We start from the raw sequence: 23,151 nt of genomic DNA, 5'->3' as shown, positions 1-23,151 counted from the left end.
CGATCGCCTGCTGCTCACAATTTCTCCTGAAAGTCGCTATTCTGTCGAGCAGTAGTTACGTTGAGCAGTAGTTACATTGACGAAGCGTGATCGAGTGATTACCAATTTGGGGGTTTATGAAGTTTTCCATTCTCTTTGCATTGCTGGTCGCTGGCTGCCAGGTACTTACAGATGGTGCCTTACCATCAATCGCTCAAGCGCTTACCCCTTTAACACTGGCTGAAACGAAACTGGGAGAAAGCCGTAATCAGTGCTCTCCGACAGCGACCTCTGCGTTCGCTAACAACGATCGCGTTCTAGTGGAAACCAAAACGGTGACGGTTACCCGTGGCAAGAAAGGAGAGGCATACCCAAATTATAAAGAAGCGATCGTCAAATATCCGCAGGTGACGGGGCTGTCCGATCAGGCAGTCTTGCGGCATGTGCAGGCAGCCACCAGTCTCAAAAGTGTGTTTGGACAGTCACTAGCGGAGTTGCGGGCGGAGTTTCAGAAAAGCTGGTGGTTAAGCGAAATTGACTATACGGTGCACTATAACCAGAGGGCACTGCTGGATCTGACGTTCACCATTAGCGGCGTGGGTGCCTACCCCAGTACGTATGACAAACATCGGTTGGTGAATCTGAAGACAGGCAAGATAGTCAACGCAGCAGACGTGTTCAAGCGGGAGTCGGTGGGCACGATCGCGGTCATGGTTAACAAGGTGATGCAGGCTGAAATGAAACAGGCGATCGCAAACGGTGACAAAGAGGGTGCCGATCTGCGTGAGCAGCTCAGTCGTCAACGCTTTCAGATCAAACATCTGAATAGTTTTACCGTCAGCGACAAAGGCATCACTTTTCTCTACGACTTTGGCTTCCCCCATGTCATGCTGGCGCTGGAACCCTCTGGCAGATATTTTTTCAGTTATGACCAGTTAAGGGCTTACATCAAGCTAGATGGCGCACTAAACCTTGCCTTAACCGACGCATCCAACTGCTCTGAAAATTAAGGAAACCTGCCATTCGATCGCCTGAGCGGCACTTTTGTTTGTTTTCAGCGTCCGTTAGCTTGATGTCTATAGTTGTTCGTTGACTACGACAGGTGCTAAGGAGGGTTAACGTAGATAGCAAGCAGGCGGCAGAGGCTGCCTTTGCCAGTCCCTATATATCGCTGTCGTAGCGAACCGTTTACCTCTTCTCTACGAGGATTTTAGGTTCTAGAATCTAGAGTCAACCTCATTGACGCTGATCGTGCCATGAGTGATCTAACTCACCGATCCTGATACAGTCTGTGTAGCGTGACGATTAACGAACGTTTCCTAATCTCTGCCAATTGAGTAATCCGCTTATGTTTCCTACAATTTCTGTTAAACGTGCCTTGTCTGGACTTGCGATCGCAGGCGTATTGGTCGCAGGACTGCCACTGTTGAGCTTTGCCCAGGGGCTACCTGGACTCACCATTTTTGGTGGTGTCAAAGGCGAAGACAATTTGAACTATCGCCTGGATTTTGGTGGCAGAGCGAACGTCGCAGGTGAGCGCTATCGACTGAGAATTCCTGCCAAAAAAATGAAGCTGGCAGTCTCTCAGTTTTCGATCGCCTATCCCGATTACTTCAAGGGAGAGTTCGACTCTAAAGGCGTAGAAGTAATCGTGAAGGATAAGTCAGTGCCGCTTCAGGAAGTGAACTGGAATAAAGAGAACAACTTTCTTGAGATTTTTCCCACCAATCCCATTCCAGCCGGCAGCAACGTCGAAATTCAGCTTGCCAACGTGCGTAACCCTAATTCAGGTGTGTACTATTTCAACTGTCAGGTGCTTTCGCCCGGCGATACTCCGCTCCTGCGGTATGTCGGCACCTGGGTGATCTCCATCGACAACAGTTAATTTGAGTGCCGCCTACGCTCTGCTGACGATCGCGTCAAAGGTCAGGCACAAATGTGTCTATTCAGCAGAAGGAATGGTATAGTTGAAAGCTGTGGCTTTTCGGAGCCTCTGATGGGGAACTGCGGGAGACGTGAACAATGACAAAACGAACTTTGGGCGGTACCAGTCGCAAACGTAAGCGAACCTCTGGGTTTCGTGCTCGTATGCGGACTGCAACTGGTCGCCGAGTAATTCAGGCACGCAGAACTAAAGGTCGCTTTCGTCTGGCTGTCGCTTAAGTCTGATTCGCTGCACTTTAGAGGACGTGGCACTATCCAAAGCAAATCGCCTCAGGTCTAGACAAGACTTTAACGCTGTTTATCGCAAAGGTAGACGACGGAAGTCTACGTACCTGACGGTAGTTGTGCTGCGGCGATCGTCCATCGGTTCTTCCAAGCAGAGTAGCGACAGCGCGGAGCAAATAGCTAAGCCAACGCGAGTGGGCATTTCCATTAGCCAGAAGGTCAGTAAGCGCGCTGTCATCCGCAACCGCATTAAGCGACGGCTGAAGGTGGCAGCGCACTCACTGTTGCCCAAGTTTTCAACTGGATGGGATCTCATAGTAATCGTTCATCCAGAGGCAACGCAGTGCGATTACCGACAATTTCTGCAAGAATTAAAGCAGTTGCTGATAAATGCTGAGGTATGCGATGGGGATTAGCGAAGACATTTATTACGAAGGTGGTCCACATGTGGGAGACCTGATCTTTAATCTACTTTTGGGCTTCACGGTGATCTGCTTGCCGCTCACTGTTGCCGCAGTGGTCAGAGCGCTTTGGCTACGCTATCGCATTACCAGTCGGCGCATTTCTGTGATTGGCGGCTGGATGGGGCGCGATCGTGCTGATATTATTTACTCTGAAATTGCCAAAGTCGTTACCGTTCCTCGTGGATTGGGTCTTTGGGGCGATATGGTGATTACGCTCAAAGATGGTAGTCGCCTGGAATTGCGATCGCTCCCAAACTTCCGCGCTACTTACGACTACATCAACGATAAGCTAACCCCTAGAGCGCAATCTGTCAGTGGTTCGCTGGGTGGTCAGGGCTAGGCAGGTGCAGTCGACGGAAAGAGCTTGAGCGACGCGCCCACTGGTGTACTATCCCTACTTGCACACGGCTCACTGCTTACCTGTATGCTGGATGCATAAAAGCTGGATTAAGTTGGCTATACCTGGCTTGAAACTGCTAAATTCAAACTGCACAACGTACGAGAGGCGACATTCGGCGCATGGACTTCGGTATTGGGTTTATTTCCAACAATGTAATGCTGCCGATCCTGGATTTTTTCTACGGGATCGTGCCGAGCTATGGGCTGGCAATTGTCGCGTTGACGTTAGTCATCCGTTTCGCACTCTACCCTTTGAGTGCAGGCTCTATTCGTAGTATGCGCCGCATGAAGGTTGTGCAGCCTGTGATGCAGAAGCGACAGCAGGAAATTCGCGATCGCTACAAAGACGACCCTGCCAAGCAGCAAGAAGAGATGGGCAAGGTCATGAAGGAATTTGGCAATCCCCTTGCTGGATGCCTTCCACTCCTGTTCCAGATGCCGATTCTGTTTGCGCTGTTTGCCACTCTACGGGGTTCGCCGTTTTCGGATGTGCCTTATTCGATTAATCTACAGATTTTACCGAAAGAGCAACTGGAGCAGATTCAGCCTCAGGCATTTACGACGGCACCGCAAAACATCTACGTCTCAGAAGGCGTTCACGCGCCAGTGACCGCGGTACTTCCAGGCGGCAACAAGCTGGCAGTGGGTGAAACGACAAAGGTCGATTTTCAAACGGTTGAAGGGAAGCCGTTACAGACGCTTCTGGACGAATATCCTGAGACAAAGCTAGCTCCTCGCTTTGAGGTGGCAAGCGGTGCAGAGCGAGTCAAGCTGAACGATGATGGCACGATCGAGGCATTGCAACCGGGTGACGTAACCCTTAAGAGTGTTCTTCCTGGTCTTGCAGCCGATAAAGGCTTTTTGTTCATCGACAAACTGGGACGGGTAGGCGCGATGGATCCGGATGGGGTAATCCATTGGGATATTGTCGGCATGATTGTGTTCTTTGGTTTGAGCCTTTATGTCAACCAATTGCTTTCGGGGCAAGGCAAGAGCGCTAACGCCAACCCGCAGCAAGAAACTATCAATAAAATTACACCCATCCTGTTTTCGGGTATGTTCTTCTGGTTCCCCCTGCCTGCTGGGGTGCTGATGTACATGACGATCGCGAATATGTTCCAAACAGCTCAAACCTTCGTTCTATCGCGTGAGCCTCTACCGGAAGAGATTCAGAAACTGGTTGAAGCGGAGGAGAAAGCGATCGAAGTCAAAGCGACCGTCTTACCGTTTGAGCCAGGTCGAACCAAGAAAGACACGGATGCTAAGTCGTCCAAAAAGGGTTCTGAAGCAAAAGCCAAGGCAAAAGAGACCAAAGCGAGAGAGCCTAAAGCAAGAGACGTGAAACCGAAGGAAGCCAAAGCTGATGTCGTCACTGAGTCCGCGCAAACGTCTAAGGTAGACCATGCGGAGCCAACGGCGGAACTCAAAAGTGCCGCCGTTGACGACATTGAAGAGAGCCTGCCGTTAGCTGAACACTCCGAAAAAGAAGCGTGAGGTTCCGTATATGGACATCAATCAAATGCAGCGCGGACAGCAGTGGTTAGAATCACTTTTGCGACTGTCTGGTTGGAACTCAACGGTCACAGTTGAGATGAACTCAAGTTTTGCGGAGGAGAGTTGCTGGCTCACGATCGATGAGACAACGCTACTCCCTGAACAGATCGAACTGATTACAGGACCCAGTGGTTCTGTGCTGGACTCGATTCAATATTTGACCAACGCGATTTTGAATCTGAGCCAGGAGCGTGAACAGCAGAAGGCGTTTACGGTTGAGTTGGCAGGCTATCGGCTGCGTCGCTACGCTGAACTCAAAGAAATTGCTGAGCAGGCAGCGGCTGAAGTGCGAGAGACGAGCGCAGAGCATGAGCTGAAGTCGCTGTCATCTGCCGAGCGCCGTCAGGTACACACGATGTTGAAGGAATACGGTGATCTGGAAACGTTTAGTCGTGGGCAGGAACCCGATCGCCGTCTGGTCATCCGCCCGTTGCAAAGCTAGTCTTGCGCTTCGTCAACATCATGACGATCGAGCAACCACTGCTTTAAACCATCGACACACGGGCGCTTTGTGGTTGAGAGCACCGCGACTAACCCAGGGGCACCCACTGGTTAGAGGAGAAGTAAACCAATGGACACGATTCATATTCCGCAATTGACCAGGGCACCTCAACAGACTGAGGTGATCAACTTTAGCGAATTAGTTCCAGGGCTTGAAACCCTGACCCCTGTTCAAGGGCAGCTAAAGGTCACCCATCAGGGCAGCTATCTTGACGTGTCAGCTAGAGCCGAGACGATCGTGACGCTCATGTGTCATCGGTGCCTACAGCAGTACAACTATCGTCTGTCGATCGCGCCCTCTGAACTGATTTGGCTTGACGAAACAACGGAGCAGGTTGAGCCTGTGCTGTTAGACCGAGACATTGCCCCAGAAGATCTCATCGAAACCCTGCCACCAAAAGGCTACTTTGACCCTACGACCTGGCTCTACGAGCAGCTATGTCTGGAAATTCCTCAACGGCAGTTGTGCGATCCAGACTGCAAAGGCATTGAAATAACGACCACCGATACGACTGTTCCAACGATCGATCGCCGTTGGGCTTCTCTGGAAACATTCAAAGATCAGCTTCGTAATTAGACTATGACCGTGCTTTAAATCTGCCCTTTTGAGTTTGTCTGCCATGAGCTTCAGCGATGAGTTTGAGTTGTTGCTACGGGCACGTTATCCGCTGCTTTACATTCCCACTCGTGAAGAAGAGCGTCTTGAAGCAGCGATCGCCCAATCGGCTAGACAACAAGGTAGTCGGGCAGTTTACATCTGGGATTTTGTCGATGGCTATCAAGGCAATCCGAACGATGCAGGTTTTGGCAAACGCAATCCGCTGCAAGCTCTAGAGTTTGTTGAGAAACTTCCAGCCGCCGCCGCCGCCATTTTCATCCTGCGCGACTTTCAGCGATTTCTAGAAGACGTAGCTATTTCGCGCAAGCTACGTAATTTGGCGCGATCGCTGAAGGCACAGCCCAAGAATATTGTGATTCTGTCCTCTCAAGTCGCTATTCCCGATGAGCTGAGTGAGGCATTGACCATTCTAGAATTTCCGCTGCCCGCCGCTGCCGAAATTCGGCTTGAGGTGGAGCGACTGCTAGTCGCTACGGGGCGATCGCTGGAGAATCGTGTACTGGACGAGTTGGTGCGCTCCTGCCAGGGCTTGTCAATGGAGCGAATTCGTCGGGTACTGGCACGGGCGATCGCAACACATGGCGAACTGCGACCCGAAGACGTAGACCTGATTCTAGAAGAAAAGCGACAAACCATTCGCCAAACCCAGATTCTCGACTTTTATCCGACCACAGCGAATATTGCTGATATTGGCGGACTGGACAATTTGAAGGACTGGTTGCTGCGGCGGGGGGGTGCCTTTTCGGAACGGGCGCGGCAGTATGGCTTACCCCATCCTAGAGGTCTGCTGCTGGTTGGCATTCAGGGTACGGGCAAGTCGCTCACCGCCAAGGCGATCGCGCACCACTGGCACTTGCCCCTGCTGCGACTGGATGTAGGACGGCTGTTTGCTGGCTTAGTCGGTGAATCCGAGTCCCGCACTCGTCAGATGATTCAACTCGCCGAAGCACTTGCTCCCTGCATTTTGTGGATTGACGAGATTGATAAAGCGTTTTCTGGTGTTGATGGTCGAGGCGATGCAGGCACAACCAGTCGTGTGTTTGGCACGTTCATTACCTGGCTTGCCGAAAAGACGACCCCTGTTTTTGTCGTTGCCACCGCCAATAACATCCAGTCGCTGCCTGCCGAAATGCTCCGCAAAGGTCGGTTTGACGAGATCTTTTTTGTGGGTTTGCCCAGCCAGGAAGAGCGGGAGGAAATCTTTTCGGTTCATTTGTCACGGCTGCGCCCGCACAATCTGAAGCAGTATGATCTGGAGCGTTTAGCGTATGAAACCCCTGACTTCTCTGGCGCTGAAATTGAACAGACGCTAATTGAAGCAATGCATCTTGGGTTTAGCCAGAATCGGGATTTTAATACCGACGATATTTTAGAGGCAGCAAGCCAGATAGTACCACTTGCACGCACCGCTCAGGAGCAAATTCAGTTTTTGCAGGAGTGGGCGGCAGCGGGAAAGGCACGTCTTGCGTCGAAACATAGTAGCTTGAGTAACCGCATTCAGCGACAGATGCACCAACCCGATTGAGAGACGGTACAATGCTGCCAGCACTGAAGGTTTGCGAGCAATGAGTTGGGCACATTTGATTAAAATACTCAGTGGGGTTTTCCTGGCGATCGCCCTGATCGTCGGCGGTTGTTTCTTCGCTGCCCAGTATGTCATCGCTCAGTTCACGGCTCCCCCTCCCAGACCAACATTTCCCAACGACAGTGCGACTGCCAGACCAAAGCCTCAACCAAAGCCTTCGATCGCTCCCGTGGCTACACAGCCTTCGCCTAAACCTAGCGCTACCCCAAAGCCCTCGCCTAAACCCAGCGAAACGGTTGGCTACCGCGCACGCATCACTCTGGCGCAGGGTCTGAATTTGCGTGAAAGCCCTAGCAGAGATGCTACACGGATTGGTGGTGTTACCAGCAACACGCGCGTCACGGTGCTTGAGGAAAGCCCCGATCGCGAATGGCAGCGCGTCAGATTAGAAGACAGTGGTCGTGAGGGTTGGGTTAAAGCTGGCTACACCGAGCGTGTGAACCAGTAAGAACAAATCCTTCTACACTCAACACTGCGTTTATAGACTGTAGCGGCAATACTTGAGCGCGTTAAGGTTGCAATTGCAATGGTTGAGCGTATTCAGGCGTAGCTATCTTGCACTAGGGGCTGTCATCAATGACAACTACACATGACTTGCAGCAAGGGTTCCCGCCCCTAGCCTGGTGTGTTGGAGCGGGCGCGATCAGGCTGATACCGCAAGATTTTGGAGCTGATTGATGACGCGCCCTAAGCTATGATCGGTTTCAGAAGATTCTAGCGAAAGTCGAGCGAAGGTTAACGTGATGTACGTCATTCAAGTGAATGAGCAAGACTGGCTTGTTGGTATTTGGAGAGGCTGGCTAACATTGTCTCTTACACCGTCGGCTGCATTGGTTTATCGATCGCTGACGGCGGCTGAAAAGGCGACAAGCTACTATAGCGAGGTTGCTCCGGGACGAGATTACACCGTGCAGCCCATTTGCAGCGCGATCGCTGCTGTTCTGTAAACGATCAAGAAAAGGTAGACGGCAGTAGTGACTTTCCTCACTGAAAGCCAAGCTTCAACGTTCAGCCTTGCTGCTGCCAGATTTTCACCGTAGCATCCCAACTGCCGCTGACAATGACTGCTCCTGGTGTAGCGTTGGCTTTCAGCGAACGACCTGAACTTATCGCCACTGACCAGACCCAGTTTGTGTGTCCTGCAAGAGAGTCCAACAGCGTTCCGTCCAAAGACCAGAGCTTAATGGTGGTGTCCTGACTACCGCTGACTAGCATTTTGCCGTTGGAGTCGATCGCCAGAGCGTTAACCGCCCCTTCATGATCAGAAAGGACACGTTTAAGTTTTCCGCTTGGCAAATCCCATAGTCGAATGGTGCGATCGTCGCTGGCACTGGCGAGTGTCTGCCCATCAGGGCTGATGACGATCGCGTTGACGGCATCTTGATGACCTTCCAGCAGGTGTACTAGATTGCCTGTGTTAGTGTTCCAGAGGCGAACGGTTTTGTCTCGACTACCGCTCGCTATCGTCTGACCATCGGGGCTAAAGGCGACGGTAATGACCCAGTGCGTATGTCCTACAAGGACTTGCTTCACACCTCCGGCTGGCAAATGCCACAGTCGGATCGTTTTGTCCTGGCTACCGCTGGCGAGGAGTTGACCATTGGGGCTGAAGCAGACCGCACGTGCCCAATCAGAGTGCCCATCAAGCGTTTGCAGGCGATCGCCCGTTTCCCAGCGCCAGAGCACAACCCGTCGATCATTATTACAGCTAGCGAGAGTATCACCATGCGGGCTAACCGCGATCGCACGAACCCAGCCTGCATTGGCGGCTAGTGTATGCAGAAGGGTTCCCGTTGCCAGATTCCAGATTTTAATGGTGCGATCGCCGCTACCGCTGGCAATGGTCGTTGCATCAGGATGAATGACGACCGATCGCACCCAGCTTGCGTGATCTGTCAATGTTTGGGTGCAAACCCAGTTTGTAGACGTTTTGCGCTGAGCGGCTTGAGTTAGAGGGGCTGATGTTTCAAGCGGTACTGGAGGGTGCGCTGGTTGGTTGGACGATCGCGCCACCCCTTCACGATTAAAACCTTGAGCCGTTTGCGTCGGTAAGTGATAGCCATCCGTTGATAGATTCAGTGCACTCATCACGACTGGCGAATTGAGATCGCGCAGCACATCGGCTGCTGCTTGATAGCGCCGTTTCACCGCACCTTGCAGCAGTTTATCCAGAATATTGCCCAATGCCCGACTCACTGGGCGCTTGAGGTGTTGCTGCCATTGCCAACCGCCTTCTTCGGTATCAAACAAATCGGCTGGTGGTACCTGAGTTAGCAGATAAATGCAGGTTACACCCAAGCTGTAGAGGTCGCTGGCAAAGATTGCCCGACCGATCGCCTGTTCTGGTGCCGCAAACACAGGACTACCAATACTCGTTCCAGTTTGCGATGCATCAGCATCACTCATGGTTTTAGCCGCACCAAAGTCAACCAGCACAAACTGCCGCGTGGCAGCACGACGAATAATATTCTGCGGTTTGATATCTCGGTGAATGACTTGATGATTATGAATAAAAGTGATTACAGGCAGCAGATCGTTTAGCAACTGCCAAACTTGTTCTTCGCTAAAGGCACCCTTTTTTAGAGTTTCCTGCAAAAGATTAGGACCATCAATAAACTCTTGCACCAAATACTGATACTCTTCCTGCTCAAAATGCGCGAGCAACTGCGGAATTTGAGGATGTTCGCCCAATGCCTCTAACTGTACTGCTTCACGTCGAAACAGCTCACGCGCGTGTTCGGGATCGCGAACTCTATAGGTTTGCGGAAAAAATTGCTTGATAACGCACGATGGTCGTGACGGCTTGTACTCATCGACAGCTAAGAATGTTCTGCCAAAACCACCCCGTCCGATCAACTGTAGTGCCCGATAGCGATCGCCCAGCAGCAGTTTAAAGCCACAAGTCGAGCAGAACTTAGCTGTATCAGGGTTCTGAGGTACATGACAGTAAGGGTTGAGGCAGTAGCTCATACTGAGGAGCAAAAAAGCGTTAATGTCTATCGTAGATGCTCTGTGGGTTTTCCTACTGACTCAAGAGCAGTCTGTAGTAAAAACATCCTACAGGCTGCAAGCGCATTAAAGCCAAGCCATCAAAAAAGGCAGGTCAATAGCCTGCCTTCAAAAAACCTCTTGATGTCGTTTTGCTTTGTGCAATTATCTAAAACCGACTGCTGCCTGCCAGACAAATGCCAGAAGCAGGAAGAAAACTGGAATCACGGGTAAAACATTCACCAGCGGATCGAAAATGGCGTAAGCCTCAGGCAATTTTGCTAAGAGCAATGCTGCTTCCATGTTATGTATGACCTCTTCAGCAAGTTCAGAATTTCTTCTGATTTTAACATGGTATGGAATGTGTATCGAAGCGTCCTCGATCGACAGCCTAACGTTTTCTTCCTGATAGCCAGTGTCCAAACTCTGCCGTAAAACTGCCGCTGAAAATGGCGCGGCGAATCGTTTGGGTAAATTGCACCAGCTCGGTAATATTGTGAATCGAAAGCAGCGTGTATGCCAGCAACTCCTGCGATCGCAACAGGTGACTGAGGTAGGCACGGCTAAAGTTTTGGCAGGTGTAACACGCGCAGGACGCATCCAGAGCCGTAAAATCTTCACGAAATTTAGCGTTACGCAAGTTCCAGCGATCGCCCTGCACCAGTGCATTTCCATGTCGTGCCAATCGGGTTGGGATGACACAGTCAAACAGATCAACGCCCGCCGCGATCGCCTGTACCATTTCTCGATAGGTGCCAACACCCATCAGATAGCGGGGCTTATCTGGTGGCAGCAAGGGCGTTGTTGCCTGCACAATGGCTTCGATCAGCTCGGCTGGTTCCCCAACGCTCACGCCTCCGATCGCGTACCCTGGCAAATCAAGCTGTGCCAGTTGTGCTGCTGCCTTTCGCCGCAGATCGGGATACACACCACCCTGCACGATCCCAAACAGCGCCTGATCAGAGCGTTCGTGTGCTGCCATACAGCGGTTGAGCCAGCGATAGGTACGCTCTGTAGACTCCATCACGTCATCATAGCTGGCTGGATAAGGCGGACATTCGTCAAACGCCATAATCACATCTGCTCCCAGCGCATTCTGGATGGCGATCGAGCGTTCAGGTGTTAAATGAATCATCTGTCCATCACGGGGCGATCGAAAGGTTACACCCTCTTCGGCGATCGTTCGCATCTCGCTCAAGCTAAACACCTGAAACCCACCAGAATCTGTCAAGATCGGTCCATCCCACGCCATAAAGCGATGCAGTCCGCCAGCCCGCGCCACGATGCTTTCTCCAGGCTGGAGATGCAAATGATAGGTGTTCGCCAACACGAGCTGTGCCCCAGTTGCCCGTAACTGGTCAGGTGTGACTGTTTTAACATTTGCCAGCGTACCGACGGGCATAAAGCGTGGTGTTTCCACTAACCCGTGCGGCGTTGCAAAGAGTCCTGCTCGTGCTTTAGTCTCTCGGCACAGCGCTTGGCACGTAAACGAAAAGCCAGTAATCAAGAGTTAGTGAATGTAGAAGAATCGAAAATTAGAGAAAAAGCCGATTACGAACCACTGACGCGTAGAGAGAGGGTAATCAATCAGTGTGTCGCTGACGAGCAATGGGCTACTCGCTCTTGAGCCACAAGCTGACTAGCCGCTACGCGTATCAGTACTTAGAACGAAAAGTGCTCTTCATCGTCAATTTGAACGTCCCAGTTGGCTGACAGCACTTCTGCGACTACAGCTTCTAAGGCGGCGACGTTGAGACGGTGATGATTCTGCTCCACCATTGGGTTAGAGAGTGGAATGAGGCGGAGTTGGCGATCGTCCTGGATCAGACTAAACCAGGGTTCTTGTTCAGCTGACTTCCCTAGCTCCAAATAGTCAAAACTATAGACGTTCAGATATAGAGCGTGATTCGCAATGAGGGTAGACCGTTGCGGGTCAGCGAAAACTTCCAGCACATGCCCTTCTCCTTCGCTGGTGAGGATGCCATCCTGCATGTGAACATAGCGGACGCGGCTCAAATCTGCTAGCAGACGCAGCATATCCTGCTTATTAACAATGGTTCCAGTGTCAACAATGCAGGGAGCAGGCAACTGTTCACTGCGAAAAAACTGATCGTGACTCATAAAGAGAACGCCTCTGGTCTAGGTGAGCCGATGGCTCAGATAGCGAATGTGTAACAACAGAACGAAGCTTGAAAAAGTTAGATCTTGAAAAACTACAGTGTTGATGGCTAGATTAGACGGCAAAAACCAGATCTAGCCAGCAATGCTGTTCAGCTCAGGAAAGGATGAATAACCGAGGACTGTATAGGGCTGCGTTAACAGGCTTCTGTAGACGTGATTTTAAAGCCGGGGCTTAGCTCAAATGTAGATTCCGTGGGGGCAGTGAGTGTCGAGGGACGATGGTTTAGTAGTGTATGGAACAATTCTATCCTAAGTTTTTCGGCTCGCTCCTGATGAAATGTACTGAATTGACGAGGAATGCTCCCTCATTGAGCGACACTAAAGCGAGACAGGTCTTTCAATTATGTCTACAAACCACAGTCGATCGCGTCAGCCAGACCACGGAAACATCAAGATTTCATAACACACGTACTGACCCAGCGACCCGCAGACAGCATTCAAGCGCGTTCGGTGGTGTCAACGGATTTCAACCAAACTGAGAGCGATGGTAAAGCAACTTTCAACGTTTCTTGGTGCGATCGCCTTCTACACGTGTCTTCCCGTTCCTCAGCGCTGGCTACTCACCTTTAGCGGTATTGCACGGTGGGCACCGCTTGTGGGCTTGGCGATCGGCGGCTTGCTCGGACTGCTTGACCTCGGTCTAGCGGCGCTGTCAATGCCCGTACTCACTCGCAGCGCTATCGTCATTGCTGTTTGGGTGGCGCTTACAGGAGGTCTGCACCTTGATGGCGCGATGGATGCCGCTGATGGGCTGGCAGTTTTAGACCCACAGCGCCGACTCCAGGTGATGGCAGACAGCCGCACGGGGGCGTTTGGCGCGATGGCAGTCGTCATCATCCTTCTGCTCAAAGTCGCAGCCCTGACTGATGTAGCCTCCGATCGCTGGCTCGTGCTGATGCTAGTGGCTGGTTGGGGACGATGGGGACAAGTGGTGGCGATCGTCCGTTACCCCTATCTCAAAGCTGAAGGGAAGGGAGCCTTCCATAAAGCAGCACTACGATCCTTGTGGGATGCTGCGCCAACCTTAGTACTGTTGCTGGCATTCAGCGGTCTGCAAGGATGGTTTAGTCCAACACCTTTGCTCACAGCGGGTTTAACAATTGTGGGCGGAGGCGCGATCGCGTTTTTTACTGGAGCCTGGTTCAACTATCAGCTTGGCGGACATACAGGTGATACCTATGGTGCGGTAGTCGAGTGGACGGAAGCGCTGTTGTTGTGTTGGATGACGATTGTTTGAGGAGAAGGCAGAGGGCAGAGGGCAGAGGGCAGAGGGCAGAGGGCAGAGGGCAGAGGGCAGAAGGTAGGAGGCGGAAGTAATAGTCGATCGTTTAGATCTAAACTTACAACCGTCTTATGTTTGATCGCCCTCATATGTCTTTCCTCTTGCTTGCAGCATCTCGGTTTAGAATACTTAGGTTAATTGGTTGCGAATGAAACTATGACCAGTCAGCTTCCCATCCCGGTGTTAGTGAATGGTGCGGCAGGCAAGATGGGTCGCGAAGTGGTTAAAGCGATCGCCCAAACAACCGACCTGACCTTGATCGGAGCGGTCGATCGTAGCCCTGAGTTTCAAGGGCAGGATATTGGGGAATTGGCTGGCTGTGGGGCGCTTGAGGTACCTGTGACAGACCAGTTTGAGCCAATGCTGGCAATGCTTGCCCAGGAAAAGCAGTTGGGTGTCATGGTGGATTTTACCCATCCCGATTCGGTGTACAGCAATATCCGATCGGCGATCGCCTATGGCATTCGCCCTGTGGTAGGAACTACAGGTTTGAGTCCTGAGCAGTTACAAGACTTAGCAGAGTTTGCGGATAAAGCTAGCACGGGATGTTTAATCATTCCAAACTTTTCGATCGGCATGGTGCTGTTACAGCAGGCAGCCATACAAGCATCTCAGCACTTTGATCACGTCGAAATCATTGAGTTGCATCATAACCAGAAGGCAGATGCTCCCAGTGGTACCGCATTGCAAACGGCTCAAATGCTGGCGGAATTGGGTAAAACGTTTAATCATCCAAGCGTTCAAGAAACCGAGAAGCTTCCGGGCGCACGCGGCAGCCTGTCGGATGCAGATATTCGGATTCACAGCATCCGCCTCCCTGGCTTAATCGCTCATCAAGAAGTTATTTTTGGTGCACCTGGGCAAGTTTATACCTTACGCCACGACACGAGCGATCGCGCTTGCTACATGCCGGGAGTTCTATTAGCTATCCGTAAAGTCATTCCACTCAAAACATTGGTCTATGGCTTAGAAAAACTGCTCTAAGGTAAGGGATCTGTTGCATCAGCATCTGTTGCGTCACCAAAAGACGCGATCGCTCGACGTATCAGCATTCAGCAACATTACTTTAGCCACGGTACTTTAGCTGCGGTAATCTTCATCTGGCTCGTCTTGTTCTGCCTCTGCTTGAGTTACTCCTTCTTTGAAGCCTCGCAGCGTTTTGCCTAGCGTACTGCCCAGTTCTGGAATCTTTTTAGGACCAAAGATGAGGACTGCCGCAATGAGAATGATGACAACTTCGGGCCAGCCAAGACCAAACATACCTGTCTCCTATGAGCTAAACATTGGGCGATGAGGTCAGAGAGGGGACGTTGGATTGCAAACGTTAACTTTTTTCTGTCCCCTCATCACTTTTTCTGTCCCCTCATCACTATAGACGGGTAAAGAACGGTTCTAACGTATAGGCTAACTATCATAAAATCGGCTTTGCTGCTTGCGGGATGCGATCGTGGCAAGTGGTCTGCTAGCAGAAGACACATTCGCTCAAGGCTTAGAGAAGGCATTTCAGGCGTTTGGTTATCTAGACTACACCCACTCTCAGTAAAGAACGAGCTAGAATCAATGCGGAATCTAGTCGCAATGATGATAACGAGCATGACTAGTACGCTTCAATCTTCCTATACCAGCCAGCAGCTATCTGTCTGGCTACGCGGGCTTTTAACAATCGCTTGGGCTGATGGTCATTTCGATCCAGAGGAGCAACATCTGATTACTTCACTCATCAATCAGGAACTAACTGCCACCGAAACCTCAACGGCATTAGAGCCTGTTTCACCCGCTGAACTTGCAGCGGCATTTGAACACAATTCTGCTCTAGCCGAAAATTTCATGAGGATGGCTGTGATGGTAGCCATTGCTGACGGCGTTTACTCGTCCTCTGAAGACGAGATACTCTTTTGCTACTGCCAATCGCTCGGACTTAAGACAGAAGTATTGGAAGTCTTACGCACCAGGCTTTATGAGCCAGAGACCAAGCCTGAGTCTGAGCAACCTGTTCAGCCGATGCTTGTGTCTAGCGTTGAACGACCGATGCACTCTTACGTTAATCTGCAACCCCAGCCCACAGTGCTGCAACCAGTGCGGGATTGGCTGGATAAAATGGACGTGCAAGACCCTAAGATTGCACATTTTCTTTGTAAGATGATCCCATCTCAGTGCCCATTTGAGCGCGACATCAATCTCTTTGGTCGCACGATCGCGCACATTCCACCGCTGTGCAAGCTCAACCCCCTCTACGATCAACTCGTCGGCTTGCGCTTTCGAGCCTTGTCGTACTTGGCAGACGATTGCGGCGCAGACATCTCATCGTATTGCTAAAGGCGACGGGCACTTATTAATTGCCTGCTATCCAGAGCACAACCCCTGTTGCTCCCATCAGAAGCAGCCCCATGCCACCCGCAAGCGGCTGCTTTTTTAGTCCGGTCATCCATTCAGAGCCACGATCGGTGTAATGAATCAGTTGAGCGGTATCCAGGCTGGCGATGCCCCATACCCAACCAGCGTGAAGACCACACGCAAGTCCGAGGCTGCCGCCATCTGCCCGACGTGCGATGACCAGGACGATCCCCATGAGCCAAAGCCCAGGTAGTTGGGGCGAAATCTCAGTGCCTTCCCAGACTAGATGCAGCAAAGCAAAAATAAGACTTGAGCCAGCCGCCGCAATCCAGGTGGCATAGTCATGCTGTAATTGATTGAGCAAAAAACCGCGAAAGACTAGCTCCTCAACCAGGCTAACGACTAGCCCGATCGCTAAGGTTGGCAGTAGAGCCGCAAAAAACTGACGCTGGTTAGCCTGATTTAACTCAATCCAGCCTGCCCAACGTTCGAGGGTAAAGAGTAGCCCAATGCCTAAAACGCCCAATGCAAGCCCTGACAAAAGCGAGATGAACGTTGAGCGACTCAGCGTTAAGCCATACGTCGCAAATGCCTTTCCTTCAATTTGAGCAAAACCCCACAAAACCAGTGGTGCTAATGCATAAAGTGATAAAACGAGCGGGATTTTCTGACCGATCGCCAGCGGTTTTGATGGGTGCCATTGGAGGGCGATCGCTAAGGGGAGCGCCACTGGTAGCCAGACCATTAGCCACGCTAGAAAGAAGACGATGACCTTCACCACCGATGAACTGCTGGCGATGAATTCCATGAAAACATGCAGGCGTTCTGAGATCATAAGAATCTGCAAGCAGGCACAACCGCAAGGCTATCGCAGCCAGATGTTCTAAATCCTTGAATCTAAACCCTTGAAAAGATCGAGATCAAGTGTGAGCAGACTGACTCAAACAGCTCGCTAAAACGCATAGTTTAGACAGCAAAACCGTCCAATTATGAGTTCCTAACAGGCAACCAGCGCTGTAAGCACTATAAATCATAACAATTCTCTGGATCGATGGAGTTTCTCGCTCTGTTGATCCAGAGAATGTACAAAAACAATGCCCTAAGAGACAAAAATTTACTACACATACAACCCAAAAATTCCTGATTGCTCGTCAGGGGAAGACATAGCTGCCTAACACCTGCCAATGCATTGGCTAGTAGGGTACTTGGGCTTATGCCAAAAAATGTCAACGCACTAATTTTTCAGAGCGAATCCAATAATTCCGTTTATCGAGCAACTAGAAAGCTTCCAGGTTTAACTAAGCTTCGGCATGAGAACCGTTGCTCTCGCCCTTGCCAGCATCCAACTGAATGAGATGAATGTGCTTGTAGCCAAGCTTAATCTCAAACTCATCCCCAGGCTTTAAGCCCATCGCTTGCGTGTAGGCGGCACCAATGACAATTTGACCATTTTTGTGAACGCTCACTCGATAGGTTGGCTCTCGACCACGACCATCCTTCGTTCCTTCAGGGCTTAAGGGAATGCCTCTAGCACCCAGTACAGCGTCATAAAAATCGGTCAAATTAACGCGGGTCTGGTTGTTTTTCGTTACTGTGTAGTACCCGCAGCGCTTTGCTGTTTCTCGGCGCGGCAAGTGCGAAAGTTCTTTTACTTTTTGAAGTAATGCTTTTCCAGTCAGTGGAGTCGTTGCAGTATCAGTCATCTCTCTATCCTGAGAACTCCAGGGTGATGAAGTAGGGTCAAACCAGTAATCTGGCGCTATAGAAAATATAGCCTTAAATCCCTCAAACCTAACAATATTTTTTTTGCGGTTTTTACTATTAATCTTTTGCTTTATTCTTCCGGTTTTCGTGTAAGCAGATTGGTCTGAACTGAATTTCGGTAATAGCCCAATTGATCAAACAGTCCTGATTCTTATACACCAACATTTAGCGATCGCGCCCATTGGCACAGCAGACATACCGTGGTCTACGAAGGTGCTAACGCAGTCTGAAAACCATCTGAGATTCTGTCTTCTGTCTTCCGACTGCCTCTCAGTTGTCAGATTGCCTTCGGTGAGGTTTACAGACTGATTAAATACCGAATCGTTAAATCAAAGGCAAACACTCGGTGAAGACTGCAAGTGAAATGCTTCGACAGACTGTGATGACTTAGCGGATTTTTGGCTAGATTCGTTATCTCTTTTTTTAAGAAAATCCAGCGGCTGAGAAACACGATTTTAAGTTCCACAGATGTAATAACGTTATAGAATCTTTCCCACGACAGTCTTTTCCCTGATTGACTGACAAAAGTCCTGAAAGGCTGCTTGCTTAGCTGCCATCCGCCCATGATTAAAACCCGGGCTAACGGCAGGAAACCCGTTGAAACGGGTTAAAAAACCTTTGCAGTCCTCTTGAGAGGACTTCGTTCTGTTAGCCCGCACTTCCAGCACAGGGTGGGGCAGGTAACGGCTGAAAGATGTGACAGTCAACCAAATTCGTCATTCCTGACTCCCTAACGTTTAACGTTCTACGCTACTTAAATAAGCGCCGACGCACTCTGTGGGTAGGACTCGTGGCTTGCACCACCACAGGTTTTTGTCGCACCAGTAGCGGCAACAGCGAGAGCACGGTCAATGCTCCCAACGCCAAGAAGAACGGTAAGTGATCACCGCCGCTGAGCGCCTGTTTGCCCGTCACACCCAGCCATGTATAGGCGATCGTCAGCGGCATGATGCCCACAAATGTACCGATCGTATACGTCTTGAAATCGACAGGCGTGAGACCAAACAGAAAATTGACCAGACTGAAGGGAGACAAGGGCGTAAAGCGCACCGCCAGCATAAAATTCATGGGCTTGTGCACGATCGCCTGATTGATGCGCTGAAACAGTGCCTGCTGTCCAAAGCGCCGTGTTGCCCAATCGTAAACGAGATACCGCGTCAACAAAAAAGCACCGATCGCTCCCAACGTGGCACCAATCAGCGACCACAGCGTGCCCCAGTACAAGCCAAAAACTGCACCACCCGCGATCGTCGCTACATTTCCAGGAAAGCCAAAGGTGGTGGCGATCGCAAAGCACAGCACAAACATCAATGCGGCGTAGTTGCCCAGTCCATTGAGTTCCATCACCAGAAACGCCTGGTTAAACAGCAAGTTGACTGGCGTGTACAGGCAAATCACTGCCAGCACAAAGACGGCAAGGGCAATCCATAAAGCAGCTTTGTACGATCGAATCGGCATTGGCTTCTACCAACGGGTAATCTAACTAGCGTTAACCTGGCAGCACAGCTTAACAAGACTTACACAGAAGAGATCCCCCTCACCCCCTTAAAAAGGGGGCTTTCAGAATTCCCCTCTTTTTAAGGGGGAAAGGGGGGATCGAGGTTTCGAGCTTCAAGTGCGTAAGTTCTGTTCAAGACTGAAACAAAGGTCTGTGACGTTCACTTTAAGCTAAGAAGGTAACCCAAAAAAGCAACAGCAAACCTGAGTGACCAATCAACCATCCCGCATGTCCAGCGTGCAGTCGCCTATCATACCAACGGTCGCTGCCCTGATTCAGCAGCATCCAGGAACCATTTCATTGGGGCAAGGTGTCGTGTATTATCCACCGCCACCCGAAGCGATCGCTCAAATTACGGCGTTTCTAGCAGATCCAGACCATCATAAGTATCAGGCAGTCGAGGGCATTGCACCACTGGTTGAGCAAATTGCTGTCAAGCTAAAAGCCGAAAATGGGACGACGATCGACGCACAGCGTCAAATTGTCGTCACTGCTGGTAGCAACATGGGCTTTCTGAATGCAGTGCTGGCGCTTACCAGTCCTGGCGATGAAATCATCCTGCAAACGCCTTACTACTTCAATCACGAGATGGCAGTCACGATCGCAGGCTGTCGTCCCGTGCTGGTGGCAACCGATGAGCAGTATCAGTTACGCCCGGAGGCGATCGCGCAGTCAATCACTGACTGTACACGGGCGATTGTCACCATTTCCCCCAATAATCCCACTGGCGTTGTTTACTCAGAAGCGGCTTTGAGGCAAGTGAACAATCTTTGCCGCGATCGTGGCATCTATCACATCACTGATGAGGCATACGAGTACTTTACTTACGACGGTGCCCAGCACTTCTCACCAGGGTCGATCGCCGACAGCAGCGGACACACCATTTCGCTCTATTCACTCTCAAAGGCGTATGGCTTTGCCAGTTGGCGCATTGGTTACATGGTCATACCAGCGCACCTTCTGGCAGCGGTGATGAAAATTCAGGATACGAACGTGATTTGTCCGGCTGTGATTTCTCAGTATGCCGCGATCGGGGCATTGCAAGCTGGCGTGGGTTATTGCAAAGAAAAATTGGGCGCGATCGCGGCAGTGCGTCAACAACTGCTCCATCAATTGCTGGCTGTCCGCGATCGCTGCACGGTTCCACCGAGCAATGGTGCCTTATACGTGTTGCTCAACGTTCAGACGAAACTCAGCGCTCTAGAACTGGTAGAACGGCTGATTCGAGAACATAAAGTGGCAGCAATTCCGGGTACAACGTTTGGGCTGAAAGACGGCTGCCATCTGCGCGTTGCCTACGGTTCCCTTCAGCCAGAAACGGCGATCGCAGGCATTGAGCGATTGGTACAAGGGCTGAAGGCAGTTTTGTAGCCTGTTGTCCTTGTGGTCGCTCCACTGATGAAGGTGTCTGTAAAAGAATGTTACGATCGTTTAACAAACCGTCACAAGGAGTCTGGTTTTATCTGCGGAACAGGCAGACACTCTAAATGATGTTCATAGTTTGAAGCTCCTTGTCTGGAATGTATCTGCGGTCTTGCTTCTGAGATCTGGAATTTAAGATCTGAAGCTCAAATTGAAGCGTATGTAGTTGTGTGTCTATGAACAGTTTGAAGCTGACTGTCGATCATTACAGACCGTGACGTTTTGCTCGTTTTTTCCCATCGCTATTATGAAACTATCTAAACCCAGGCTTCTACCCACACTAATTTGCTTTGCAGTCGTTGGCTTGGTTGCGGCAACACTGCCCTACCCTACGCTAGTCAACGATTTGACCGTTACTGATGCAAGCACCGCTAAGTAAGCAGTTCAGCGCACAGTTCGGTTATCCTGCTAGCGCTAGAGGGTTGGTACAGCATTGCTCGTTAAGATGACGTGGAACGATTAACTGAACAAGGCAAGATGAAAAGCCCACTTTGGACACTGCTATTGCTTGTATTGCTATTGCTGGCGATCGTGTCTCCCTTCTCAGCGCTGGCAATACTGATGCTGTTTACCCTCATTTCTGTGTTTGTTTGGACGTTTTGGACATTCATTCGTAGTTTGTTTGGTCACGAAACGACCTGAGATTGATGATGTTACGCCGTTTGGGATTAATTCTTGCCACCGCCATCTTGACAGTTCTGCTGTTGCAGGGACTTACGTCTGCTCAGTCGGCAGCAAATTTACAGGCTGACATTTTTCAGCTGCGATCGCAAGTCAACCAACTTCGCGCTCAGGTCACTCAACTCAGTCGGCAGAGTCCTTCTACTGTTCGCCCCGGTCTGTCCAGCAAAGCCCCGCGCAGCCCGACTGATCCATCTGATCCTCAGATCATTGATCGACTGGCAGTGCTGGCGATCGAAGCCAAGGATCGGCTCACGGCTTTAGAAAATCGCGTCTCCAGATTAGAAAAGCAGCCCGCGACTAGCGGTCAGAAGTGAGAGTCGCTTTAGACATTGGGTGTTAGCTTGCTCACTGTTATAATTCACGCCACAATGAAGGAGTGTAACGAAGCCCTTAACCTCGCTTTACAAAGCCTTCCTAAGATGACGCTGGAGCAGCTAGACAAGACCGTGCCATTGAGCGCCTCTCAAGCACCCGCAGCAGAACGGTGGGAACCAACGGTTAAACACATTGACTACGATGTCGTGATTGTCGGTGGCGGGCTAGTGGGTGCAACCCTGGCTTGCGCGCTGAAAGACTCTGGTTTACAGGTGGCGCTGCTTGAGGCAAAACCTCAGTCTGAGGCAGTGGCTAGAGGGCAGGCTTATCACATCAACTTGCTGTCTAGCCGTATTTTTGATGGGCTAGATGTCTGGCAACACATGCGTTCTGGAGTGAGTCCGATCGCGCAAATCCAGCTTTCGGATGCAGACCATACGCCAATAGTGCAGTTAGTGCCACAGGACTTAGGCACTGAAGTCTTGGGTTATGTAGCAGAGCATCGCGTGTTGCTGGAGGCGTTACGAAACGCTCAGAGCGAGTGTGCGAATGTTACGTACCTGTGTCCAGCGGCTTTGGTGAAGACGATCGCAGACGCAGAGGGTGTGACGCTAGAAGTGCTGCAAGCTGGAGCGACAAAGACGCTTCGGACACGCTTACTGGTAGCGGCAGATGGTTCGCGATCGTCCCTCCGACAGCAAGCAGGCATCCGCACTCGCGGTTGGCAGTACTGGCAAGCCTGCGTGGTCGCCTTCATCCAACCAGAAAAGCCCCACGCTAACATTGCCTACGAGCGCTTCCATCCTGATGGTCCCTTTGCCATTCTGCCCTTGCCAAACAATCTCTGTCGCATTGTTTGGACGGCTCCTAAAGCAGAAGCAGAGGCAATTATGGCTCTGGATGATGAGGCGTTTCTCACAGCACTAAAACAGCGCTACGGCGATCAAATGGGTGTCTTGTCGCTGGTTGGAGAACGCTACGTGTTTCCAGTTCAGCTGATGCAGAGCGATCGCTATGTGCTCCCTCGGTTAGCGCTGATTGGTGACGCAGCACACTGCTGTCATCCAGTTGGTGGGCAGGGTGTCAACCTCGGTATCCGTGATGCAGCAGCGCTGGCACAGATCCTCCAGACGGCTCACCAGCAAGGCAAAGACATTGGCGATCGGCGTGTGCTGAAGTCATACGAACGCTGGCGCAAGCTGGAGAACCTCATGATTTTAGGCTTTACTGATACCCTCAACCGCGTCTTCTCGAACAATGTTCTGCCGCTAGTTGTCGTGCGTCGCATGGGTCTATGGATTTTACGCACTGTCCAGCCAGCCAAGCGCCTTGCCCTACAGCTGATGACAGGACTGGTCGGTCGTGCTCCAGTCGTAGCCAACATCGCAAGGAACAGAGTTTGAGGTGTAGGGT

Annotated in this window: 26 protein-coding genes and 1 pseudogene; 19 read left to right on the top strand and 8 right to left on the bottom strand. The window is 51.0% G+C overall.

The window, feature by feature from the left end; translation table 11 throughout:
* The first annotated feature begins 116 nt into the window (after positions 1-116).
* The 11 genes and pseudogenes from AC5JO6_RS17285 to AC5JO6_RS17235 all read left to right on the top strand — a co-directional run bounded on the left by AC5JO6_RS17285 (position 117) and on the right by AC5JO6_RS17235 (position 8,217).
* Positions 117-989 (top strand): polysaccharide deacetylase family protein, encoded by an 873-nt coding sequence (locus AC5JO6_RS17285; protein ID WP_496082305.1) that lies wholly within the window; start codon positions 117-119, stop codon positions 987-989.
* A gap of 338 nt (positions 990-1,327) precedes the next feature.
* Positions 1,328-1,864, top strand: coding sequence for a DUF2808 domain-containing protein (locus tag AC5JO6_RS17280; RefSeq protein ID WP_496082304.1), 537 nt, complete (start codon positions 1,328-1,330; stop codon positions 1,862-1,864).
* A 137-nt stretch (positions 1,865-2,001) separates the two neighbouring features.
* Positions 2,002-2,142: a 50S ribosomal protein L34 gene (gene rpmH, locus AC5JO6_RS17275; RefSeq protein WP_106258305.1), complete on the top strand. Its 141-nt coding sequence runs from the start codon at positions 2,002-2,004 to the stop codon at positions 2,140-2,142.
* A 26-nt stretch (positions 2,143-2,168) separates the two neighbouring features.
* The gene (gene rnpA / locus AC5JO6_RS17270) at positions 2,169-2,564 is read left to right on the top strand and encodes a ribonuclease P protein component (RefSeq protein ID WP_496082303.1); all 396 of its coding nucleotides are present in this window, start codon (positions 2,169-2,171) and stop codon (positions 2,562-2,564) included.
* The gene (locus AC5JO6_RS17265) at positions 2,554-2,952 is read left to right on the top strand and encodes a PH domain-containing protein (RefSeq protein ID WP_496082302.1); all 399 of its coding nucleotides are present in this window, start codon (positions 2,554-2,556) and stop codon (positions 2,950-2,952) included. The genes rnpA and AC5JO6_RS17265 overlap by 11 nt, the downstream gene beginning before the upstream one ends.
* A 179-nt stretch (positions 2,953-3,131) precedes the next feature.
* Positions 3,132-4,286 (top strand): annotated as a pseudogene (gene yidC, locus AC5JO6_RS17260) (membrane protein insertase YidC); the annotation flags it as partial.
* A gap of 229 nt (positions 4,287-4,515) precedes the next feature.
* Positions 4,516-5,007 (top strand): Jag family protein, encoded by a 492-nt coding sequence (locus AC5JO6_RS17255; RefSeq protein WP_496082301.1) that lies wholly within the window; start codon positions 4,516-4,518, stop codon positions 5,005-5,007.
* 129 nt (positions 5,008-5,136) lie between these two features.
* Positions 5,137-5,643: a YceD family protein gene (locus AC5JO6_RS17250; RefSeq protein WP_496082300.1), complete on the top strand. Its 507-nt coding sequence runs from the start codon at positions 5,137-5,139 to the stop codon at positions 5,641-5,643.
* Between the two features lie 43 nt (positions 5,644-5,686).
* A complete protein-coding gene (locus AC5JO6_RS17245; RefSeq protein ID WP_496082299.1) occupies positions 5,687-7,210 on the top strand; it encodes an AAA family ATPase in 1,524 nt (507 codons plus the stop codon).
* Positions 7,211-7,250: 40 nt separating this feature from the next.
* A complete protein-coding gene (locus tag AC5JO6_RS17240) occupies positions 7,251-7,718 on the top strand; it encodes an SH3 domain-containing protein (RefSeq protein WP_496082298.1) in 468 nt (155 codons plus the stop codon).
* Positions 7,719-8,013: 295 nt separating this feature from the next.
* On the top strand, positions 8,014-8,217 hold the full coding sequence (locus AC5JO6_RS17235) for a hypothetical protein (RefSeq protein ID WP_496082297.1): 204 nt from the start codon (positions 8,014-8,016) through the stop codon (positions 8,215-8,217).
* A gap of 61 nt (positions 8,218-8,278) precedes the next feature.
* Here AC5JO6_RS17235 and AC5JO6_RS17230 read toward each other — a convergent pair whose 3' ends face one another.
* The 4 genes from AC5JO6_RS17230 to AC5JO6_RS17215 form a co-directional block, all read right to left on the bottom strand.
* Entirely contained in the window at positions 8,279-10,240 is a 1,962-nt protein-coding gene (locus tag AC5JO6_RS17230) for a protein kinase domain-containing protein (RefSeq protein WP_496082296.1), read from the bottom strand.
* 183 nt (positions 10,241-10,423) lie between these two features.
* On the bottom strand, positions 10,424-10,561 hold the full coding sequence (locus tag AC5JO6_RS17225) for a photosystem II reaction center protein K (protein WP_068815178.1): 138 nt from the start codon (positions 10,559-10,561) through the stop codon (positions 10,424-10,426).
* An 88-nt stretch (positions 10,562-10,649) separates the two neighbouring features.
* Positions 10,650-11,765, bottom strand: a complete 1,116-nt coding sequence (gene tgt, locus AC5JO6_RS17220; RefSeq protein WP_496082295.1) for a tRNA guanosine(34) transglycosylase Tgt — start codon at positions 11,763-11,765, stop codon at positions 10,650-10,652.
* 155 nt (positions 11,766-11,920) lie between these two features.
* On the bottom strand, positions 11,921-12,379 hold the full coding sequence (locus tag AC5JO6_RS17215; protein ID WP_496082294.1) for a hypothetical protein: 459 nt from the start codon (positions 12,377-12,379) through the stop codon (positions 11,921-11,923).
* Between the two features lie 544 nt (positions 12,380-12,923).
* On the opposite strand from AC5JO6_RS17215, the gene cobS reads away from it, so the two are divergent.
* On the top strand, positions 12,924-13,676 hold the full coding sequence (cobS, locus tag AC5JO6_RS17210) for an adenosylcobinamide-GDP ribazoletransferase (RefSeq protein ID WP_496082293.1): 753 nt from the start codon (positions 12,924-12,926) through the stop codon (positions 13,674-13,676).
* Positions 13,677-13,877: 201 nt separating this feature from the next.
* Entirely contained in the window at positions 13,878-14,705 is an 828-nt protein-coding gene (dapB, locus tag AC5JO6_RS17205) for a 4-hydroxy-tetrahydrodipicolinate reductase (RefSeq protein ID WP_496082292.1), read from the top strand.
* A 96-nt stretch (positions 14,706-14,801) separates the two neighbouring features.
* Here the strand turns inward: dapB and tatA are convergent, their stop codons facing one another.
* Positions 14,802-14,981: a twin-arginine translocase TatA/TatE family subunit gene (tatA, locus tag AC5JO6_RS17200; protein ID WP_496082291.1), complete on the bottom strand. Its 180-nt coding sequence runs from the start codon at positions 14,979-14,981 to the stop codon at positions 14,802-14,804.
* Positions 14,982-15,314: 333 nt separating this feature from the next.
* On the opposite strand from tatA, the gene AC5JO6_RS17195 reads away from it, so the two are divergent.
* Complete coding sequence (locus tag AC5JO6_RS17195; RefSeq protein ID WP_496082290.1) at positions 15,315-16,037, top strand: Mo-dependent nitrogenase C-terminal domain-containing protein; 723 nt, start codon at positions 15,315-15,317, stop codon at positions 16,035-16,037.
* Between the two features lie 16 nt (positions 16,038-16,053).
* Here AC5JO6_RS17195 and AC5JO6_RS17190 read toward each other — a convergent pair whose 3' ends face one another.
* The 3 genes from AC5JO6_RS17190 to AC5JO6_RS17180 form a co-directional block, all read right to left on the bottom strand.
* Entirely contained in the window at positions 16,054-16,890 is an 837-nt protein-coding gene (locus tag AC5JO6_RS17190; RefSeq protein WP_496082289.1) for a CPBP family intramembrane glutamic endopeptidase, read from the bottom strand.
* 463 nt (positions 16,891-17,353) lie between these two features.
* On the bottom strand, positions 17,354-17,758 hold the full coding sequence (locus AC5JO6_RS17185; RefSeq protein ID WP_496082288.1) for an AbrB family transcriptional regulator: 405 nt from the start codon (positions 17,756-17,758) through the stop codon (positions 17,354-17,356).
* Positions 17,759-18,569: 811 nt separating this feature from the next.
* Positions 18,570-19,277, bottom strand: a complete 708-nt coding sequence (locus AC5JO6_RS17180; RefSeq protein ID WP_496082287.1) for a TVP38/TMEM64 family protein — start codon at positions 19,275-19,277, stop codon at positions 18,570-18,572.
* A gap of 247 nt (positions 19,278-19,524) precedes the next feature.
* Between AC5JO6_RS17180 and AC5JO6_RS17175 the strand changes: the two genes are divergently transcribed.
* The 5 genes from AC5JO6_RS17175 to AC5JO6_RS17155 all read left to right on the top strand — a co-directional run bounded on the left by AC5JO6_RS17175 (position 19,525) and on the right by AC5JO6_RS17155 (position 23,141).
* Positions 19,525-20,688, top strand: coding sequence for a pyridoxal phosphate-dependent aminotransferase (locus AC5JO6_RS17175; protein WP_496082286.1), 1,164 nt, complete (start codon positions 19,525-19,527; stop codon positions 20,686-20,688).
* A gap of 298 nt (positions 20,689-20,986) precedes the next feature.
* Positions 20,987-21,118, top strand: coding sequence for a hypothetical protein (locus tag AC5JO6_RS17170; RefSeq protein WP_496082285.1), 132 nt, complete (start codon positions 20,987-20,989; stop codon positions 21,116-21,118).
* 98 nt (positions 21,119-21,216) lie between these two features.
* Complete coding sequence (locus AC5JO6_RS17165) at positions 21,217-21,381, top strand: hypothetical protein (RefSeq protein WP_496082284.1); 165 nt, start codon at positions 21,217-21,219, stop codon at positions 21,379-21,381.
* A gap of 5 nt (positions 21,382-21,386) precedes the next feature.
* A complete protein-coding gene (locus AC5JO6_RS17160; protein WP_496082283.1) occupies positions 21,387-21,737 on the top strand; it encodes a hypothetical protein in 351 nt (116 codons plus the stop codon).
* 105 nt (positions 21,738-21,842) lie between these two features.
* On the top strand, positions 21,843-23,141 hold the full coding sequence (locus AC5JO6_RS17155; protein WP_496082441.1) for an FAD-dependent hydroxylase: 1,299 nt from the start codon (positions 21,843-21,845) through the stop codon (positions 23,139-23,141).
* The last annotated feature ends 10 nt before the right edge of the window (positions 23,142-23,151 follow it).

It is taken from the genome of Tildeniella sp. (assembly GCF_059505325.1).
Note: the sequence above shows the minus strand (reverse complement) of the source record. Positions and strands in the feature narration are given on the sequence as shown.

Excerpts from the sequence above, each read along its gene's own strand:
- AC5JO6_RS17285 (WP_496082305.1), top strand. The coding sequence starts at position 117 with ATGAAGTTTTCCATTCTCTTTGCATTGCTGGTCGCTGGCTGCCAGGTA.
- AC5JO6_RS17280 (WP_496082304.1), top strand. The coding sequence starts at position 1,328 with ATGTTTCCTACAATTTCTGTTAAACGTGCCTTGTCTGGACTTGCGATC.
- rpmH (WP_106258305.1), top strand. The coding sequence starts at position 2,002 with ATGACAAAACGAACTTTGGGCGGTACCAGTCGCAAACGTAAGCGAACC.
- AC5JO6_RS17265 (WP_496082302.1), top strand. The coding sequence starts at position 2,554 with ATGGGGATTAGCGAAGACATTTATTACGAAGGTGGTCCACATGTGGGA.
- AC5JO6_RS17255 (WP_496082301.1), top strand. The coding sequence starts at position 4,516 with ATGGACATCAATCAAATGCAGCGCGGACAGCAGTGGTTAGAATCACTT.
- AC5JO6_RS17250 (WP_496082300.1), top strand. The coding sequence starts at position 5,137 with ATGGACACGATTCATATTCCGCAATTGACCAGGGCACCTCAACAGACT.
- AC5JO6_RS17245 (WP_496082299.1), top strand. The coding sequence starts at position 5,687 with ATGAGCTTCAGCGATGAGTTTGAGTTGTTGCTACGGGCACGTTATCCG.
- AC5JO6_RS17240 (WP_496082298.1), top strand. The coding sequence starts at position 7,251 with ATGAGTTGGGCACATTTGATTAAAATACTCAGTGGGGTTTTCCTGGCG.
- AC5JO6_RS17235 (WP_496082297.1), top strand. The coding sequence starts at position 8,014 with ATGTACGTCATTCAAGTGAATGAGCAAGACTGGCTTGTTGGTATTTGG.
- AC5JO6_RS17230 (WP_496082296.1), bottom strand. The coding sequence starts at position 10,240 with ATGAGCTACTGCCTCAACCCTTACTGTCATGTACCTCAGAACCCTGAT.
- AC5JO6_RS17225 (WP_068815178.1), bottom strand. The coding sequence starts at position 10,561 with ATGGAAGCAGCATTGCTCTTAGCAAAATTGCCTGAGGCTTACGCCATT.
- AC5JO6_RS17215 (WP_496082294.1), bottom strand. The coding sequence starts at position 12,379 with ATGAGTCACGATCAGTTTTTTCGCAGTGAACAGTTGCCTGCTCCCTGC.
- cobS (WP_496082293.1), top strand. The coding sequence starts at position 12,924 with ATGGTAAAGCAACTTTCAACGTTTCTTGGTGCGATCGCCTTCTACACG.
- dapB (WP_496082292.1), top strand. The coding sequence starts at position 13,878 with ATGACCAGTCAGCTTCCCATCCCGGTGTTAGTGAATGGTGCGGCAGGC.
- tatA (WP_496082291.1), bottom strand. The coding sequence starts at position 14,981 with ATGTTTGGTCTTGGCTGGCCCGAAGTTGTCATCATTCTCATTGCGGCA.
- AC5JO6_RS17195 (WP_496082290.1), top strand. The coding sequence starts at position 15,315 with ATGACTAGTACGCTTCAATCTTCCTATACCAGCCAGCAGCTATCTGTC.
- AC5JO6_RS17190 (WP_496082289.1), bottom strand. The coding sequence starts at position 16,890 with ATGATCTCAGAACGCCTGCATGTTTTCATGGAATTCATCGCCAGCAGT.
- AC5JO6_RS17185 (WP_496082288.1), bottom strand. The coding sequence starts at position 17,758 with ATGACTGATACTGCAACGACTCCACTGACTGGAAAAGCATTACTTCAA.
- AC5JO6_RS17180 (WP_496082287.1), bottom strand. The coding sequence starts at position 19,277 with ATGCCGATTCGATCGTACAAAGCTGCTTTATGGATTGCCCTTGCCGTC.
- AC5JO6_RS17170 (WP_496082285.1), top strand. The coding sequence starts at position 20,987 with ATGAAACTATCTAAACCCAGGCTTCTACCCACACTAATTTGCTTTGCA.
- AC5JO6_RS17165 (WP_496082284.1), top strand. The coding sequence starts at position 21,217 with ATGAAAAGCCCACTTTGGACACTGCTATTGCTTGTATTGCTATTGCTG.
- AC5JO6_RS17160 (WP_496082283.1), top strand. The coding sequence starts at position 21,387 with ATGATGTTACGCCGTTTGGGATTAATTCTTGCCACCGCCATCTTGACA.
- AC5JO6_RS17155 (WP_496082441.1), top strand. The coding sequence starts at position 21,843 with ATGACGCTGGAGCAGCTAGACAAGACCGTGCCATTGAGCGCCTCTCAA.